This window comes from Desulforamulus reducens MI-1 (assembly GCF_000016165.1).
GTDB classification, from domain to species: domain Bacteria; phylum Bacillota; class Desulfotomaculia; order Desulfotomaculales; family Desulfotomaculaceae; genus Desulfotomaculum; species Desulfotomaculum reducens.
The window spans coordinates 1,141,239-1,159,605 of sequence record NC_009253.1 but is presented as its reverse complement, the minus strand read 5'-3'; the positions used below and the strand labels follow the sequence as shown (position 1 = coordinate 1,159,605).

General features: G+C 43.1%; 18 protein-coding genes. All 18 read right to left on the bottom strand.

Going from position 1 to position 18,367, the window contains the following annotated elements; genetic code table 11:
- Positions 1-57 precede the first annotated feature (57 nt).
- Positions 58-1,059 (bottom strand): flagellar motor switch phosphatase FliY, encoded by a 1,002-nt coding sequence (gene fliY / locus DRED_RS05865; protein WP_011877448.1) that lies wholly within the window; start codon positions 1,057-1,059, stop codon positions 58-60.
- Between the two features lie 185 nt (positions 1,060-1,244).
- Entirely contained in the window at positions 1,245-2,015 is a 771-nt protein-coding gene (gene spo0A, locus DRED_RS05860) for a sporulation transcription factor Spo0A (RefSeq protein ID WP_011877447.1), read from the bottom strand.
- A gap of 185 nt (positions 2,016-2,200) precedes the next feature.
- On the bottom strand, positions 2,201-3,538 hold the full coding sequence (gene spoIVB, locus DRED_RS05855; RefSeq protein ID WP_011877446.1) for a SpoIVB peptidase: 1,338 nt from the start codon (positions 3,536-3,538) through the stop codon (positions 2,201-2,203).
- A 302-nt stretch (positions 3,539-3,840) separates the two neighbouring features.
- Positions 3,841-5,538, bottom strand: coding sequence for a DNA repair protein RecN (gene recN / locus DRED_RS05850; RefSeq protein WP_011877445.1), 1,698 nt, complete (start codon positions 5,536-5,538; stop codon positions 3,841-3,843).
- Positions 5,539-5,544: 6 nt separating this feature from the next.
- Positions 5,545-6,003 carry an arginine repressor gene (argR, locus tag DRED_RS05845; protein WP_011877444.1) on the bottom strand — a complete coding sequence of 153 codons (459 nt, stop codon included), beginning with the start codon at positions 6,001-6,003 and terminating at the stop codon, positions 5,545-5,547.
- Between the two features lies 1 nt (position 6,004).
- Positions 6,005-6,577: a tRNA 5-(aminomethyl)-2-thiouridylate-methyltransferase MnmM gene (gene mnmM / locus DRED_RS05840; protein ID WP_041274490.1), complete on the bottom strand. Its 573-nt coding sequence runs from the start codon at positions 6,575-6,577 to the stop codon at positions 6,005-6,007.
- Positions 6,570-7,436, bottom strand: coding sequence for an NAD(+)/NADH kinase (locus DRED_RS05835; protein ID WP_011877442.1), 867 nt, complete (start codon positions 7,434-7,436; stop codon positions 6,570-6,572). The genes mnmM and DRED_RS05835 overlap by 8 nt, the downstream gene beginning before the upstream one ends.
- Complete coding sequence (locus DRED_RS05830; protein ID WP_011877441.1) at positions 7,433-7,960, bottom strand: hypothetical protein; 528 nt, start codon at positions 7,958-7,960, stop codon at positions 7,433-7,435. The genes DRED_RS05835 and DRED_RS05830 overlap by 4 nt, the downstream gene beginning before the upstream one ends.
- Before the next feature lie 26 nt (positions 7,961-7,986).
- Entirely contained in the window at positions 7,987-8,793 is an 807-nt protein-coding gene (locus DRED_RS05825) for a TlyA family RNA methyltransferase (RefSeq protein ID WP_011877440.1), read from the bottom strand.
- A gap of 25 nt (positions 8,794-8,818) precedes the next feature.
- Positions 8,819-10,717, bottom strand: coding sequence for a 1-deoxy-D-xylulose-5-phosphate synthase (gene dxs / locus DRED_RS05820; protein ID WP_041274822.1), 1,899 nt, complete (start codon positions 10,715-10,717; stop codon positions 8,819-8,821).
- Positions 10,718-10,732: 15 nt separating this feature from the next.
- On the bottom strand, positions 10,733-11,314 hold the full coding sequence (locus tag DRED_RS05815; RefSeq protein ID WP_011877438.1) for a hypothetical protein: 582 nt from the start codon (positions 11,312-11,314) through the stop codon (positions 10,733-10,735).
- 771 nt (positions 11,315-12,085) lie between these two features.
- Positions 12,086-12,970 carry a polyprenyl synthetase family protein gene (locus tag DRED_RS05810; protein WP_011877437.1) on the bottom strand — a complete coding sequence of 295 codons (885 nt, stop codon included), beginning with the start codon at positions 12,968-12,970 and terminating at the stop codon, positions 12,086-12,088.
- Complete coding sequence (xseB, locus tag DRED_RS05805) at positions 12,960-13,205, bottom strand: exodeoxyribonuclease VII small subunit (protein WP_011877436.1); 246 nt, start codon at positions 13,203-13,205, stop codon at positions 12,960-12,962. The genes DRED_RS05810 and xseB overlap by 11 nt, the downstream gene beginning before the upstream one ends.
- Positions 13,206-13,221: 16 nt before the next feature.
- On the bottom strand, positions 13,222-13,851 hold the full coding sequence (locus tag DRED_RS05800) for a cyclodeaminase/cyclohydrolase family protein (RefSeq protein ID WP_011877435.1): 630 nt from the start codon (positions 13,849-13,851) through the stop codon (positions 13,222-13,224).
- 12 nt (positions 13,852-13,863) lie between these two features.
- The gene (locus DRED_RS05795; RefSeq protein WP_011877434.1) at positions 13,864-14,718 is read right to left on the bottom strand and encodes a bifunctional 5,10-methylenetetrahydrofolate dehydrogenase/5,10-methenyltetrahydrofolate cyclohydrolase; all 855 of its coding nucleotides are present in this window, start codon (positions 14,716-14,718) and stop codon (positions 13,864-13,866) included.
- A gap of 37 nt (positions 14,719-14,755) precedes the next feature.
- A complete protein-coding gene (gene xseA / locus DRED_RS05790; RefSeq protein ID WP_011877433.1) occupies positions 14,756-15,952 on the bottom strand; it encodes an exodeoxyribonuclease VII large subunit in 1,197 nt (398 codons plus the stop codon).
- 98 nt (positions 15,953-16,050) lie between these two features.
- A complete protein-coding gene (gene gltA / locus DRED_RS05785; RefSeq protein WP_011877432.1) occupies positions 16,051-17,457 on the bottom strand; it encodes an NADPH-dependent glutamate synthase in 1,407 nt (468 codons plus the stop codon).
- Complete coding sequence (locus DRED_RS05780; RefSeq protein ID WP_011877431.1) at positions 17,450-18,301, bottom strand: sulfide/dihydroorotate dehydrogenase-like FAD/NAD-binding protein; 852 nt, start codon at positions 18,299-18,301, stop codon at positions 17,450-17,452. The genes gltA and DRED_RS05780 overlap by 8 nt, the downstream gene beginning before the upstream one ends.
- Between the last annotated feature and the right edge of the window lie 66 nt (positions 18,302-18,367).

Here is an 18,367-nt window from a genome sequence, read left to right as displayed (position 1 = left end):
AATTCATACGATCGCTTTCTAATGTACGAAACCTTTAACCTTACTTATAAGAACTTATTATTTAATGCTCTTCTGGTACAACCGGCTGATTTTGATCTTGGTTTCTTCCGCATGGGTCTGCAGTTCTCCTAGGGCAACTGGTATTCCCCCCACCAGGAGCTTAATTTGTTGACTTGAGAAAGGAATTGCTAGGGTATCCCCTTTTTTCAACTTTGCCAAGTCTCCTGCGGTACAACGAATTTTACCCAGTGAGAACTCTAAATCCACAGGGATAGCCAAGGCACCAGCAAGGTTTGGTAAATCGAAAGGTGCTTTCGTTTGAGTAAAGTTTTGTATAACTGTCTCGTCACTAGCCTTCTCCTCGGTATTTTCTGCATCACAGGCCCCTGCTTTCATCAACAGGTAGTTCGCTTGGTCACGGGCTGCATCTACGTTGGTTATTTGCATAAAGGTTGTCTTAATAATATCCCCAATTGTAATTTCAAACCTGGCAACCACTACAGGCTTATCCGTTGGTAAGGGTGTATGACTAGCATTAAGCAAATCTTCAACCATTGTGGCTTTGGGTGGAGCAATATCAATACCGATACCAAATAGGTCCGCCATTGCCGTAGCCGAGGATCCAATCATTTGGTTCATAGCCTCGGTAGAAGCACTTAACTCCATCTCTGTAATCATAACGGGTTTTGTGACCTGCCCATTCCCGCCCATCATAATATCAGCAATGATAGCAATCTCTTCTTCATTGATAACAAGAACATTGAATCCGTTCAATCCCTCTTTAAATTGAACCTCAATAATTAAATAAGGGGTTGAGAAGCTGCCAAAAACTTCATCTTGTTGACAAACAATAATTTTAGGGTAACCGATGATTACCCGTTGACTTAGTAGCTGTGAAAGGGTAGTGGCAGCAGTACCCATGCAAATATTTCCTATTTCACCTATAATATCTAATTCTTGCATATTTAAGAGATCTTTTGCTTCTTGTTTTATTGGCTGTTCTTCATATCTGGCAAACAGTTCATCAATTTCTTTTTGAGTAAGAACTTTCTCGCTCACAACATCGCTCCTTGTATTTTCTTTAACACAATTAGTTGACAATTACTTAAATCTGCTATTATTCTACCCCATCGCCTTTAAAAAAGAAATCTATCTAAATCAAAAATTCCCCTTATTAGAATTAAACTCCAAATATAAGGGGAAAAATAAATATTTTAGGAATTATAAATATATATGCAGGAACCCTAACTTACCTTACTCTCAATTCTTAATTTATCAGCTACCATAGCAATAAATTCACTATTGGTGGGTTTACCACGCTCCAAGTTAATGGTGTAGCCAAAGAATTTGGTCATCATTTCAATATTTCCACGATCCCAGGCCAGTTCAATGGCATGTCGAATGGCCCTTTCCACACGACTGGGTGTGGTTTGATATTTTTGTGCTATCATAGGATAAAGTTCTTTAGTAACGGCACCTAAGAGGTTAACTTCATTGATTACACATAAAATAGCTTCTCTTAAATAATGATATCCTTTAATATGGGCTGGAACTCCCATTTCATGAATAATATTGGTTACGGCGACATCCAGATTGCGAGGTTTACTGGGTGAAATATATTGGGCCACTGCCACTCCATCAGCCAGCTGGCGGATTCTGGTTGCCAGTACGGCAAAATCAAAGGGTTTTAAAATATAATAATCTGCCCCTAATTCCACAGCACGGGATGTAACACTTTCTTGCCCAAAGGCAGTTAACATAATTACCTTTGGCTTATGAGCAACTGTCCCTGTGGATATCTTTTCTAGCACACCAATGCCATCCAGGTGTGGCATAATAATATCTAAAACCATAACATCAGGTGCTTCTGAATTAATTATTTCCAAGGCTTCCAACCCATTATTAGCAATACCCACTAACACAAAATCATCCTGTTGATTAATAAATTCCTTCAGTAGTTCACAGAAATCTCTGTTATCATCTGCAATTAACACTTTTATTGCCTTTCTCATCATAATTTAAGACCCCGCCTCCTATTTTTTCTCTTTATTTTTCCATATATTGGAATCTATTTCTGATGCTCTATTTGTTTCGACAGGCGGGGTATAAACTCCTTCTTTAAAAAGGTAAAAATTTACTTTTAAGCTTAAATTTATTCAATTCGACACAAATTTGACTAAATTTTGTTATTATGATGATATTAGCAAGCCACATTTGTTCTAACATCAAATTGTTCGTTTTTTCTTTTGCTTACATGTTTTGGTAGCACATTGGCAGTGTACAACATCCATTCTGCAAGGACACCGTACCCTCTTGAGGGGTCATTAACAAAGACATGAGTCACCGCTCCAACCAACTTACCGTCTTGAATAATAGGACTCCCTGACATTCCTTGTATAATCCCTCCGGTCTTTGCAAGTAGTTTGGAGTCATTGATTTTAATGATCATCCCTTTGCCTTCATCTTTACCATTGGGGATAATTTCTTGTATCTCAATGCTAAACTTCTCTATTTTATTATCCTTAAGTACAGTATAGATTTCAGCAGGACCTTCTTTAATATCTGAAGCCATCGCAACGGGTATAGCCGTTTTGCTGTAAAGATTCTTAGGATCTTTATCCAACTTACCGAAGATACCACAATTTGTATTTTTTGTAATGTTACCGGATATTTGTTCTTCTGCCCTAAATACCCCCAATTTTTCTCCGGGTTGGCCTTTTTTGCCCATTCGAATGCCTTCTATCCGGGCTCCCACAACTTTACCGCTATTCAAGTTGATAGGCTGACAGGTATCAATATCTGTTATAATATGGCCTAATGCACCATAGGATCTGGATTCTGGATGATAAAAGGTCATGGTTCCTACCCCAGCAGTGCTATCCCTAACAAATAAACCTACCCGATAACGCTGCGTTTCATTACAGTAAATAGGAGAAATCTTTGTATGGTAATGTTCTTTTGTATTTTTTCGCTTAAATTCCATGGACAATGGTTTTTTTAATTGACCCATTTTATCAATTAATGCCCTTACCTGGCTCTCTGTCTCTACTTTTTGGCCGTTAATCTTAATCAGTGTATCTCCCAGTTCAACCCCTGCTTCTGCTGCTGGATTATGACGCTCGCCCTTCTCATCAATAATAGCTGACCTTCCCACAACCATCACGCCTTCTGAATCCACCATTACTCCAATGGCCTGTCCTCCAGGTATTACCCGGATCTCAGGTACTACACTGACCATCATTTGTCTTACTGGAATAATACCAAATAATCTCACTTCAACCTTTAGATCCCCTAGCTTTGCTGCCACCGGAGTAGTTTGGCCTAAATGAAAACAAGAAGGTTTTACACCATCTATATTAAATTCAAATTGATTTGTTAAGAATTCGGGTAAATTAATATCATAGTCTATACTATCCCCCACAGATACATGTTGATGCAATGGCATATTTCTTAAAGTTTGGAACGGTAGCTGTAAACCAAGGCCCAAGAATATAACTGCCAGTAGTAATACTAGCACTTTCTTTTTCCGGAAGTCCAAGTACAGCCCCTCCTTCAATTTTGTTAAAGAAAACTTAGCTGGCACTATCCTTTTACTTAATCACCTCCCAAATGTTTAGAATCAGTGGAAATTAAAGATATAAGGTAAAAATTAAATAAATCTTTTGTAATCTTAAGATAACCTTATAAAAATCCTTTTACTCATGTCATTTTTGCCGGAAATTGCCGAATTCAATGATTTAGCCTGTTGAGAATAGTTATGTAAGTTTTGTTTTCTTTACCGATTCATTTTAAAAATGAAAAACGACTGCAATTGCAGCCGTAAAATTCTAAAATCAGTTTTCAATTTTTAGTACAGTTTGTTGACATCTTTAGCATCTGTAATGCATGATCCTTCACAATATCTGTTATTTCACGACCAGCCAACATTCTTGCTAATTCTTCTACTCTTCCCGATTGATTTAATTTCTCTACAGTTGTCTTGGTATGTCCATCAACAACTGATTTACTAATTAAATAATGAGTATCTGCAAAACATGCTACCTGGGCTCCATGGGTAACACAGATAACCTGCCTGGTTTGCCCAATCAGGGCTAATTTCTCGCCAATAGCCTGCAAAGCTTTGCCGCCCACACCTGTATCTATTTCATCAAAAATTAAAGTAGGTACTTCATCAACCCCGGATAAAAGGACTTTTAATGCTAACATAATTCGTGAGAGCTCGCCTCCTGAAGCAATCCTTTGTAAGGGTCTCAGTGGTTCACCGGGATTCGGGGCAATAAGAAACTCTATCTCCTCCAGCCCTTGTGAAGAAACACCCGTTTTGGGGTTCATGCCTACCTTGAAATCCATGGCACCTATCTCCAGATATTTCAATTCCCTGGCGACGTCTTCTTCCAACTGCTTCGCAGCCCTTTGCCGTAGCTCTGTGAGATCCTTTGCCTGTTGAATCCATTGTTTTTCCAAGCCTTTAATACTTTCTTTCAAATCATCTGCCTGTTGGGAACTATTGGATAATTTATCAATTTCTAAAAGAGTAGCTTCTTTGTAATCTAGTATTTCCTTAATGCTAGAACCGTATTTATATTTTAATTGTTTAATTAGATTGAGTCTGTTCTCAATTTGATCCAAACGCTCGGGATTGTATTCCACTTGATCACGGTAGGAGGATATTTCCCTTGCCACATCCTCCAACTGATAAAGTGCCGTCTTTAAAGCCTCTATCAGACTAACCAGGTTGTTATCTATTTCAGCCAGTTCCTCAAGTGCACCAGTGGCTTTACCAACAGTGTCCACAGCAGGAGTTACATTAGTTTCTCCCCCATAAAGATAATCATAGACCTCCCCTGCTAAACGGGTGATCTTCTCAGCGTTAACCAACAAACGCCGTTCACTGAGAAGCTCCTCTTCCTCATCCTCTGCCAGATCTGCCCGGGCTATTTCTTTCGCCTGAAAAGTCAACATTTCAAACCTTCGAGCATTTTCCCTGGCATTGGTTTCAATTTCGTTCAGTTGTGCAGTTGTATGTTTCCACTGGGTATAAATTCCTTTTACTTTAACAACCTGATTGAGTACCTCCTGGCCCCCCAATCTGTCCAAAAGCCACCGATGCTTTTCCTGGTTCAAAAGTGATTGTTGCTCGTACTGACCCAACATATCAATTAAGCCACTACCCATTTCTCTATAGATTCCTAGATTAATCGGCCGACCATTGATACGGCAGGTATTTTTTCCACTGCGATTTAATTCCCGGGAGAGAATCAGGAGATGATCTTCGTCATAATCAATTCCCGACTCCTCTAATTTTTTTTTCAGCCAGGATAAGTGAGAAATATCAAAGGTAGCTTGGACCGTTGCCTTATCTCTACCGGAACGGATAAATTCTACTGAAGCCCGTCCTCCTAAGGCAACCTGCAGGGCATCAATCAGCATCGACTTACCGGCACCAGTTTCCCCGGTAACGACGTTTAAGCCATCAGAAAAATCAACCTCAACATCGTCAATTAAAGCAAAATTTTTGATGTACAATGATTGCAGCACAGCTCATTACCCCCTTGCTAATTCAAGGAACCTCTGTACAACCTCCGGTGTTGCTTCTTTTGGTTTTACAATAACTAGTATGGTATCATCCCCTGCCACTGTGCCAATAATTTGTGGCCAGTGCACATGATCAATGGCAGATGCCATTCCCTGAGCTTCCCCAGGCGGTGTTTTTATAATAATGAGGTTTTCACTAGAATTAATATCGCTTAGTGATAAGCGAACCAACCGTCTTAATCGATCTTCTCCACCTCTTCGGATCATGGGTTCACCAGGGGAAGCATAATAGGAAGTGTTATTTTCCCCCGGAATTTTTATCAGACTTAGTTCTTTAATATCTCTGGATACCGTTGCTTGAGTTACTTCAAAGCCCTCTGCCCTTAAAGCCGCAGCCAGTTCCTCCTGGGTTTCAATGGTTCTTTCTCGCACTAATTCAAGTATTTTAGCTTGCCGTTGTGTTTTCACTTTATTCCCTCACCTTCTCGATTAAAACGACCCCCGGTGCTGAGGGAGGACGGTTAACCAGGGTCATTTTTAGAACTTTATAATGAAGCGAATCCAGTTGTGAAACCATTTGCTCTACAGCTTCCTTTTCCTGTTGGCCTCCCGGGTGACCTGGGTAAACAACAATGACCATTCTGCCGCCAGAACTAAGCAAATTCAAGGTATGTTCAAGGGCTATCAATGTTGTTTCAGTCTTTGTAATAACCCCATGATCCCCTCCGGGCAAATAACCCAAATTATAAATTGCTGCACGAATGGGATGTTCGATGTAATGTTTTATATTCTGGTGCCCATCGTGTATTAGCTTTACCCGTTGGTCAAACAGATTTTGTGAAACTAATCTTTGCCGAGTATTATCAATGGCCTGTTCTTGAATATCAAAGGCATAGACTTTACCCTGGGACCCCACCAGTTGGGCTAGCAATAGAGTATCGTGACCGTTGCCCATTGTTCCGTCCACAGCTAAGTCTCCGTTACGCAAAATTTCTGCCAAAAAATCATGACCAAGTTTAGCAGCCATAAACCAATTAATCAAGGCCGTTCTGCCACTCCTTTAATTTTTCCCTCAGGACATCATAGAACCCTGTTTTTTGGATTTTTAGAAAACGAGCCTTTACAGTTGCCCTATTGATAAGTATTCTGTCACCTTCCCTTAGGGGTAAACCATACTGGCCGTCTAAATTTAACCCCACCTTATCCACGTAGGGTAATACTTGAACTTCCACTTTACTTTGTGGTGATATGACAATGGGGCGGTTTGATAAAGAGTGAGGACATATGGGTGTAATCAGCATGGCCTCCATATCCGGTGATATGATGGGTCCTCCAGCGGCCAGTGAATAGGCTGTTGAACCTGTGGGGCTGGCAACTATGACACCGTCCGCAGCAAAACTCCCGACGAACTCATTGTTGACCAAAATGCGCAGTTGAACCATGCGAAAAGAAGCACCCTTGGAAACAACTGCATCATTTAAACAAACCGCTTGGTCTACAACTTGACCACCCCGTATGACGGTAGCCTCTAACATCATTCTTTCTTCTATATAAAAATGTCCAGCAATTAAGGCTTGCAGCCTTTCCCTTAAATCGGGGATATCAATTTCCGTTAAAAATCCCAGGCGTCCTAAATTAACGCCAAAAATCGGAGTTCCACTGGAGGCAGTTTGCCTGGCACAATTCAGCAGCGTTCCATCCCCGCCCCAAACCATAATGCAATCGCATTGGGCACCCAGCTCTCGGGTTGATATTCCCTCTTCTGGACATCCCAATAATACTGCACTCTCTTCATTATACAAAACTTTTATACGCTGCTCAGCCAGCCAAGATATCACTTCCCTAACTGGTTTTGCTACGTCGCCTTTACTGCTGTTAACCACCAGTCCGATTGTGTTCAACGGATAGATCCCCCTTTAAATAGAAGATAGGTTAACAATGCACCGGCACAAAAGGATAAAATGTAGGGAATAATGTTCATTCCTTTCGGGGATGGAAAATCAATTTCAAACTCCAACCTGTATAATTTCTTGTTATCCATATCCAAAACTAAAACCCCGTTAGGACGGTAGACTAAAAAGTACTCCAATAATTGTCTTCGATTATCCGGCGAAGCCGGTTTCTGTGCAACTTCACCGGTTTTTACATCCACCACAAAAATTTCTTTTCCCTTTTGTACAATTAAATCCGCTTTGATATGGCTCTTATGGGGTTTGCCATTCACTTTTGTGATAATGGGCACCCTTTCCTGCACTGCCAGTACAGTATACCCCTCGGATTCCAAAAATCTTCTGGCAGCAATCTCTGCTCTGCCTGCCTTCAATACTCGTTTTTTTGCAAGATAGGATTGTCCCTTTTTAAATAGATAATAGCTAATTAGAACGCCTAGGATAATGCCGATAATAAGAAGGTCACCAGGAAGCAAAGAAACCCCCCCCTACAGACCTATTGTTACTCAAGGGTAGTGTGGGCACTGTAGACAGTCTCCCGAATATTGGGCGCAGTTCCTCTTTCCTGCTGACCCTTTGTAAAGTACAGTAAATATTCAATATTACCTTCTGGACCCCGTACAGGCGAAAAAGCAAGTCCAACCGCCTGCCATCCCAGATTGTGCACAACTCCCAGGACCTTCTCGATCACCTCTATATGCACTTCAGGATCACGCACTACACCCTTTTTGCCAACCCGTTCTCTGCCGGCCTCAAATTGGGGTTTAATTAAAGCAATCCCTTCCGCCACCAATTCAGTCAGAAGATCTACCCTAGGCAAAACTAGGGCCAGCGAAATAAAGGAAACATCGACGGTGGCAAAGCTGGGGCGTTCCGTCAATGCTTCGGGCTCCAAGTACCGAATATTGGTCCGCTCCATACTGATAACCCTTGGATCAGATCTAAGTTTCCAGGCTAACTGTCCATAGCCTACATCAACGGCGTAGACCAACCTAGCTCCATTTTGCAAGGCACAATCAGTAAAACCACCGGTGGATGCCCCAATATCGATGACCACCCGATCTTTTAAATCAATATCAAACTCTTTCATGGCCTTTTCCAGCTTAAGGCCACCACGGCTAACAAAGGGCAGTGTCTTGCCCTGTACTTGTATAGAAACCTCTGCTTTCACCTGGTGTCCGGGCTTATCCACCCGTTCGCCATCAACAAAAACAAGCCCTGCCATCACCGCGGCACGGGCCTTTTCCCGACTGGGAAAAAAACCATTGTTTACGAGATAGACATCTAAACGTTCTTTGGTAACAGCCAAAGTACATTTCCTCCAACATTTTCATTTACAAAAATTCTTTACGGGTTCTATTTTTATGGATATGATGATTTAAAACAGTATCGACAATCCCTGCCGAAGTTAACCCGTATTGAGCTCTTAATTGATTTTGTGTTCCATGTTCAATAAATTCATCAGGCAAACCCAGCCGTTTCATCTTTACATCGGTCAGGCCAGAGGATTCAAACAGTTCAAGAATCGAACTACCAAAGCCCCCTGCCAGTACGTGCTCCTCAATGGTTACGATGTTCTTAATTCTGCCAGCATAGTTTAAGATAAGCTCTTCATCCAATGGTTTTGTATATCGGGCATTGATTACAGTAGCCTCAATGCCTTGGGCACTTAAACTCTCAGCAGCCTTGAGTGCTTCCTGTACCATGTTGCCGATGGCAAGTAGCAGAACATCGTTTCCCTCTCTTATCACTTCGCCTTTCCCTATGGGCAAACATTGAAGTTTTTCATCCATGGAAATCCCAATGCCATTACCCCTGGGGTATCTGATTGCCACGGGTCCGTTATAGGTTACTGCCGTCTTCAACATATGTTGTAACTCATTTTCATCCTTTGGCGACATCATAACTAGGTTAGGGATGTTTCTTAAAAAGGATATATCAAAAACACCATGGTGCGTAGGTCCGTCGTCTCCCACCAGTCCGCCTCGATCCAGGGCAAAGGTAACTGGTAAATTTTGCATGCATACATCATGTAAAACCTGATCATAGGCCCTTTGCAAAAAAGTTGAATAGATAGCAGCTATGGGGCGGTAACCTGTTGCTGCCATTCCTGCGGCCATAGTTACGGCATGCTGCTCTGCAATACCTACATCAAAATACCTTTTGGGAAACTCTTTAGCAAAGGAATTCAGGCCTGTCCCACTAGGCATGGCTGCAGTAATACCAATAATTCGATCATCTTCTTTGGCTAATTTAACAATGGTTTCACCAAAGACTTCTGTATAGCTAGGTGGTCCCTGGGATTTCACCACCGTACCGGTTTCTAGGTCGAAGGGACCAACTCCATGATAACGGTCCGGATTTTGTTCCGCCGGAAGATAACCTTTTCCTTTCTTGGTTATAACATGTACTAAAACAGGGCCACTGACAGCCTTAGCCTGCTGCAACATGGTCAACACAGCCTTGGTATCATGACCATCCACCGGACCCAAGTAGGTAAAACCTAGTTCTTCAAACAGCATCCCCGGTACCACTAGGTATTTTACACTATCTTTTAACCGATCCACCACTTTAAGAAGTTTGGGACCATGGGGAATTTTTTGTAACAGATCCGCAATCTCATCCTTACCCTTAGAATATTTAGGGTCCGTCCTTAATCGGCTCAAGTAACCGGATAAAGCACCTACATTGGGTGCAATGGACATTTCATTATCATTTAAAACCACAATCATATTGGTCTTCAGGTGACCAGCATAATTCAGAGCCTCAAAGGCCATACCACCTGTCAGAGAACCATCACCTATAACCGCTACAACAGAATGCTTCTCGCCTTTTAAATCTCGAGTTAACGCCATTCCCAGGGCTGCGGAGATAGATGTACTACTATGCCCTGTGGCAAAGGCGTCATGAATGCTTTCTTCGGGTTTGGGAAACCCACTGAGGCCTCCATACTGTCGCAGGGTCGAAAACTGCGCCAGTCGTCCGGTAAGCAGCTTATGAACATAGCTTTGGTGTCCTACATCCCAAATAATACGATCTACAGAAGTATCAAAAACACAGTGTAAAGCAATGGTCAGTTCTACAACTCCCAGGTTCGGGGCGAGATGACCGCCCGTTTTGGATACAGTTTTAATAATAGTTTCCCTAATTTCTAAAGCTAAACTTTGCAATTGTTTTAAACTTAAATTTTTTAGATCCTTTGGACTAGCAATGTTTTTTAATATTGAGGTAATATGCTCCACCCTCTTTTAAGACCTCGGGTTCTTTTTTCTTACTGGCTTTTTACCAATAAGTTTCTCCCAATAAGCCAATATCTTACCTACAAAAAATATTACATCATTTGCCCTTGTTAAGGCTAGTACTTTTCCTAAAGCTTTGCCGGAAATCGTGATCGAGGCAATCAGTGCCGTCATTACAATATTGGCCCAAAAGGCGTCGAGTCCCGGATTACTCTTTACTATTTTAACCACAATTGATATCCCTAAAGCACCACTGACAGTACCCACAATATCTCCTATAACGTCATTGCAAATATTTGCAACTTTATCTGCATTACGTAACAAAAAAACACCCTCTTTTGCCCCGCGAACACGTTTGGCGGCTTTGGCATGAAAAGGTGCCTCCTGAGCAGCAGTGGCTGCTGTTCCAATAATATCTGCAAGAATACCGATTAGTATAATAAACAACAAACCAGACAAGGATATAATAACACTTTTTACAACCCGCGTCATGGTTTCCGACAACAATGAAAAAATAATTGCCAGTAAAAAAGATCCAATTGACACCAAAAACAAGTAACGAGTGGAAACATTGGATTTATGGTTTCCCAAAAAATTTCACCCCGGATTTTATGTAAATTTTAGATAAGTGAGTAGCAGATCAGGTAAATGTTGTGGCTTAGGTCCAGCAGGTTTTCCCATAGCGGTACCGGCTGTCGCCAAACCGGCGGTTTCCCATTAAACCCTATCTGAGGCGTTACCGCTCTCAGGGCTAGATTACCACTTAGTCCACACTTTAATTCCTGATCTGCCCCGGCAAGTGCCGAACAGCCTAGGAGTTTTCCTCAACAGCATTAATCTTTCTTAGACTCTTTTGCAGCAAAGGTTTCAACCCACAATATAAAATACGGGCCCGTATTTTATATTGTACCAGAGATATCCACCAGTACCACTTCAAGTCAGGCTACACTGCACGCAGCTTCCTACCACATGCAGGTTAACAGCCAAGCCATAGTTTGCCGTTTCCGACTCCCCACGCACTTGGGTCTCCACGGGGACGGGGTCGATGCCCACATGCCGTTGTAGGTCGCCCCATCCCCTTAACTCCCAGTACCAGCCCCCAACTGGGCGTCAAAAGCCAGCACCAGGAACTTCATCGATGTGCCCTTAACGGATTTTTAGGCCCGCCTTCAGAAAGGTAATGCTGACTAGGATACTGTATCACTTATTTTTAAGTTATATTCTTAGCACGCTATGAATTATAACATGCGAATACTTCCGTCTCAAATGCCGCTATCATGCAAACTTGACCAGCCAATTGAATAAAAGGCTAAATTAATGATACTGCTCATTCTCTCACATAGGCAATCTCTCAAGCTTTGATTAATGATCCCTATTGATAATAAAATGCATGATGTCTTGTAAAAATTCCGCTTTATGATTAAAAATTTTTATCGCATTTACCGCTTCTGCGGCGGCCTCCGTAGCCATTCTCTTCGCTTCTTCTATTCCATAGATAGATGGATAAGTAGATTTTTGATTTTTAATATCACTACCCACCGGTTTACCAATTTTTGCCTCATCACCCTCTATATCCAACAAATCATCCTTGATCTGAAAGGCAAGACCCATTTGCTCTGCGTATAGGGTTAAGGCTGCCAATTGATTGACTGTGGCCCCTCCGAGAATAGCTCCTGCACGTATGGAGGCTCTAAACAGGGCACCGGTTTTGTGTCGGTGGATGTATTCCAAGGTGTCTCCATCTATATCCCTATTCTCAGATAAGATGTCCACCACTTGACCACCAATTAACCCACTGGAACCCGCTGCCTTGGCAATTTCTAAAGTAACCTGATTAACCCTATCAGCTTCAAAACTTTCCGTTGTCTGGGCAATCAGTTCAAAGGCTAAAGTTTGTAAAGCATCTCCCACCAGAATAGCCATGGCTTCCCCATATACCTTATGATTTGTAGGACGGCCCCGCCGAAAATCGTCATTATCCATAGCAGGTAGGTCATCATGGACAAGTGAGTAGGTATGGATCAGTTCCATGGCACAGGCCACGGGCATTACCTTTTCAGTATTGCCGCCCACAGCTTGGGTCGCCGCCAGCACCAGGATGGGTCTTAACCTTTTACCCCCTGCAAAAATACTGTAACGCATGGCTTCATGAATGACCGAGGGATAAGCATCGGAAGACGGTATATATCGGTCCAACGCTTCATCCACTTTTTGGGACCATTGCTTTAATTCTTCCTTAAAGTTCACGGGAACTACCTCCTGACAGTGCCCCAGGTATATCTTTTAATTCGCCATCTGCCATCAGCATGCTTATTTTTTGTTCTGCCTGTTCTAGGCAACTGTTGCAATACTTCGATAATGTAATTCCTTCTGCGAATAACTCTAATGCCTGGTCCAAGGGAAGTTGCGTTAATTCCAATTCCCTAACAACTTGTTCCAACCGAGCTAGGGCCTCCTCAAAGGTTTTCTTTTCCGCTTTCATTTACAATCCCCCAGTATTACATTCTTTTTCGAACAGTATCCAGCGTATCACAACTTAATCGCCCAGCTTCGACTATAAGTAGCTCACATTCATGCCTTAATTTCTGTACTGTATCTGGCACGTTAATATAAGGTAGATTCGCTTCTACCATCAGCAAAGCCCCCTTAAGGGCTGCTTCAAGTAAGTGCACCCCGACCCCCACATCACTGATGGCATACTTACTACCACTACTGGCCAAGCTGACAGCTGCTTGGAGTCCTGCCATACAACCTTTGGCCATCTCCAGCGGGATATTGGCAGACAAGAGGGCTGCCTGTTGCTTTTTTTCTTCACGCAGGGTCTTTTCCTCGGATGTGTTACGGGGTAAGGACAGTACCTTCATAAAATTATTGAAGGCTTCCATATCCTTTTGGGCCAGGGATTGTAAAGCTAACATATTTTTTTCCAATGATGCTATTATTGATAGCAAGGTTTCTTTTGTTACTGGGTCCTTTTCCTTCGCTTCGGTAATTCGGGCAACCATTACCAGCATACTAATGCCTAAACACCCGGTCATAGCAGAGGCTCCCCCGCCACCGGGCTCTGGTTCAGGCGAAGCTGCCCTTTTAAAAAGCTCTTCAACACTCCAATTTAGATAATTTATCATCTTTGATCCCCCCTATTCCTGGGTCCCTATCTGAAGTTGGATTCCTTTTAATACATTCTTTAACATTAAAACAGTGGTTAAGCTGCCGACACCTCCGGGTACGGGTGTTATGGCTTCAGCTATCTCCTTCACTTGTTCATAGTCTACATCACCTATGATGTTGCCAGCTTCTTCATGTATTCCGGCATCCACAACCACAGCCCCAGGTTTAATCATATCCGCTGTGATTAATCCCGGCTTGCCCACGGCAGAAATGATAATATCTGCCTGTTTGGTAAACTTACCTAGATCCACCGTACGGCTGTGGCAGACGGTCACAGTGGCGTTTTCTGCCAATGCCATGAAAACCAAGGGTTTGCCCACTGTTTCACCCCGACCTACCACCACAATGTGTTTACCTGCCAGTGTAATACCTGAACGCTTAAGGATTTCTAAACAGCTAGTGGGAGTAGCTGGGTGCAGACATATCCCACCACTGATCAAATGCCCCCTGTTAAAGGGATGTAAACCATCCACATCTTTTAGTGGGGAAATATGTTCCATGATGTGCTGTTTGTTCACATGGGGGGGCAGTGGCATCATCATCAAAATCCCATGCACGGCTTGAATCTGATTTAAATCTTCAATCTTGCAAATTATTTCTTCCTCGGCAGTACTTTTTGACAATTGGTGAAGTTCAAAAAGAACCCCAGCATTTTCACTTACCTTTTGCAGAAATTTTGCATAGGCCACTGAGGCTGGGTCCTCTCCAACCAGCACCACTGCTAATTTAGGTTCAATACCTCTTTCTTTTAGGGTTATAATATCTTGCTTTAACTCTTCCCGAAGTATGGATGCAATTTTTTTCCCATCTAAAATTTTTGTCATAGGATCTCCTTCCTCAAATTATGCAGTCTGCCTATCTTCATTCAGTCTTTTCTTCAACTTGGCAGAGAAGCTTACCCTTATGCAGCACAACTTGCACTGTCTGTCCCACTGCGACACCTTTGGTGTCCGAGACAATTTCTCCACCGGTGGTGGTACAAATGCCATAGCCTCTGGAGAGGGTAGCCAGCGGGCTTAGTACATTTAGCTTGCCAGCTAAATTGGCAAGCTGGGTGGTTCTGTCTGCAATACAAAGCTTGCCTGCCCTATATAAATTACTCGTAAGTGTATCCAACGTTTGTTGCCTATTGCCAGTAATTAAGAACGGTCTTTGCATGGAAGGGATGGCAAGGCACTTTACCACTCTCTGCTGTGCCCTTTCTAGATAGCCTCCCATCCCTTTTGCCAATCTTTTTTCTAAGGTCTCCAGATAGCGGCTCATTTCTTTACCATCGGGAACTACTAACTCAGCCGCAGCGGATGGCGTAGGGGCACGTAAATCAGCCACCATATCCGCTACTGTGAAATCCGTTTCATGGCCTACCGCTGATATGACAGGGATCTTGGACTGAACGATGGCCATGGCCACTGCCTCGGTATTAAAGGCCCATAGTTCCTCCAGCGAGCCACCACCTCTACCTACGATTATAACGTCCACTGTACCCAGGTGATTCATTTGTATAATGCCCCGACTGATGGAGTTTGCTGCACCTTCCCCCTGTACTAAAACCGGCGCTACAATGATATGAACGTTGGGCCAACGTCGTCCTATGATGTTTAGCATATCTTGGATGGCAGCCCCTGTGGGGGAAGTAACAATACCAATAACCTTAGGTACTCTGGGAATGGGCCGTTTTCTTTCCTTATCAAAATACCCCTGGGCTGAGAGCTTTTGTTTAAGCTGCTCTAAGGCAATATACAAAGCTCCCACCCCATCTGGTTCCATGGCTTCGGCATATAACTGATAGCTGCCATCCCTTTCATAAACTGAAAGGTAACCTTGAATAATCACAGACATACCGTTTTCCGGCCGGAACACCAAACCTCTGGCACGGGAACGGAACATAACAACTTTCAGACAGCATTCCTTGTCCTTCAGTGTTAAATAAATATGTCCTGAACTGTGCAGTTTAAGATTAGATATTTCCCCTTTTACCCAAATATTAGCTAAGAAAGAGTCACTTTCTAATTTTCTCTTGATGTATTTTGTTAAATCAGATACAGAAAGGATTTTCATTTGATTATTCCTTTCAATATTTTATAAATCTATCTATGAAGTTAGGCTAAGCTAAAAGTGTATCGCCCCCGCAGAAGCGATACACTTTTACTTGACGACTAGTTTTTCTTAGGTCCTTTGCCCATTAAGTACTCATGAATACTAGTGGCTGCAACGCGACCTGCTCCCATGGCCTTAATGACTGTGGCTGCACCGGTTACAACGTCTCCACCGGCATAAACCCCCTCTTTAGAGGTTTTTCCCGTTTCATCGGCCGTAATATTACCCCGCTTGTTAGTTTCCAAATCAGGAGTAGTCTTGGTCAGTAGCGGATTCGGTCCTTGACCGATGGCTACAATGGCCACATCCACCGGTAGAACAAATTCGCTCCCATCAATTGGAACGGGTTTCCGGCGTCCGGAGGCATCGGGCTCGCCCAATTCCATTTTTATACATTGTAAACCAGTTAACCAGCCTTCTTCACTTCCAACATATTTGGTTGGGTTGGTTAAGAATAGGAATTGGACGCCTTCCTCCTCAGCATGTTCAACTTCCTCTAGTCGGGCTGGTAGTTCTGCCCGGGAGCGACGATAAACAATATAGACATCCTCTGCACCCAACCGAAGAGCTGTACGGGCTGCATCCATGGCAACATTGCCACCGCCTAAAACTGCTACCTTCTTACCTACCTTAATAGGTGTATCACACTGGGGGAAGCAATAGGCTTTCATTAAATTGGAACGGGTTAAAAATTCATTGGCTGAATAAACCCCGTTATAGTTTTCCCCTGGCAGGTTCATAAAGTAGGGTGTACCTGCACCTGTGCCCAGGAATACAGCATCAAAACCTTCTTCCTGCAACAATTCATCCAGGGAAGCAATTTGACCGACAATGGCGTTTGTTTCAATTTCAACGCCCATTTTCTTTAAATTTTGGATTTCCTTCTGCACAATAGCCTTGGGTAACCGGAATTCCGGAATACCATACATCAACACACCACCGGGGGTATGCAATGCCTCAAACATGGTAACACTGTGGCCTAATCGTGCCAAATCCGCAGCACAGGCTAAACCTGCGGGCCCAGAGCCAACGATGGCCACTTTATAGCCGGTAGCTTCCGCCTTTTCAATCTCAGCTTCTTTGTTAACCATATAATCACCGACAAAGCGCTCTAAACGACCGATGGCCACTGGCTCATTCTTTTTACCAACAATACAGAATTTCTCGCACTGGTTCTCCTGGGGGCATACCCGTCCACATACAGCCGGCAGAGCGTTGGTACGTTTGATAACCTTAGCTGCTTCCTCATATTTACGTTCCTTGACATGGGCGATAAATTCAGGAATATCTACACTAACGGGACAACCTTTCATACACATCGGATTTTTGCATTTAAGGCAGCGTTCAGCTTCTGCCAAAGCTAATTCTTCTGTATAGCCCAGTGCCACTTCATCAAAGTTCTTAGCCCTTACCTTAGGATCTTGGTGGGGCATGGGGTGCTTTTTAGGGATAATTTGTTTAGCCATGGCATTTACCTCCTCCCCCACAACCACAACTGCTCTGTTGCATAGCCTGCTGTTCTTCTGATTTATACTGCCGGGAACGCATCAACTGTTCTTCGAAATCTACCAGATGGCCGTCGAATTCTGGGCCATCAACACACACAAATTTAGTTTCTCCACCAATGGTTACACGACAGGCCCCACACATACCTGTTCCATCCACCATAATGGAGTTTAGGCTGACCATTGTTTTAATACCATATTCCTTGGTCATATTGGCAACTGCCCTCATCATAGGCAGGGGGCCAATGGCCATCACCATGGCCGGGTTGCCTTCTTTCTCAATATATTCACGCAGAACATCGGTTACAAAGCCCTGCCGTACATAAGAACCATCATCTGTGGTGACAAATAATTCATCACAGGCTTCTTTCATACGGTCTTCCCAAAAGATCAAATCTTTATTCCGGGCACCCATGATACCCACCACATGGCTTCCAGCAATTTTCATCTCCCTGGCGATGGGATAAACAGGCGCAACGCCTACCCCACCGGCAACCATTATCACTGTGCCAAGCTTGTCCACATGGGAGGGAACGCCCAGGGGTCCAACAAAGTCCTGTACCGCATCCCCAGCATTTAATTGACCTAGTTTTTTAGTGGAGTAGCCTGCCTCAGCAAAAACAATGGTGACAGTTCCAGTTTCCCTGTTAAAATCAGCAATGGTAAGCGGTATCCTCTCTCCCTGTTCATCGACCTTGACAATAATAAATTGTCCTGCTTTTGCCTTTTTTGCCACCTTCGGCGCCAAGATTTCGTATTCGTAAATAGCTGGTGCCAAGGCTTTTTTTGAGATGATCTGATACAACCTAGTCTCCTCCTCACAAACATATAAGTCAGTAATTTAAACAAGCCTAGATTATATAAGAGTTAT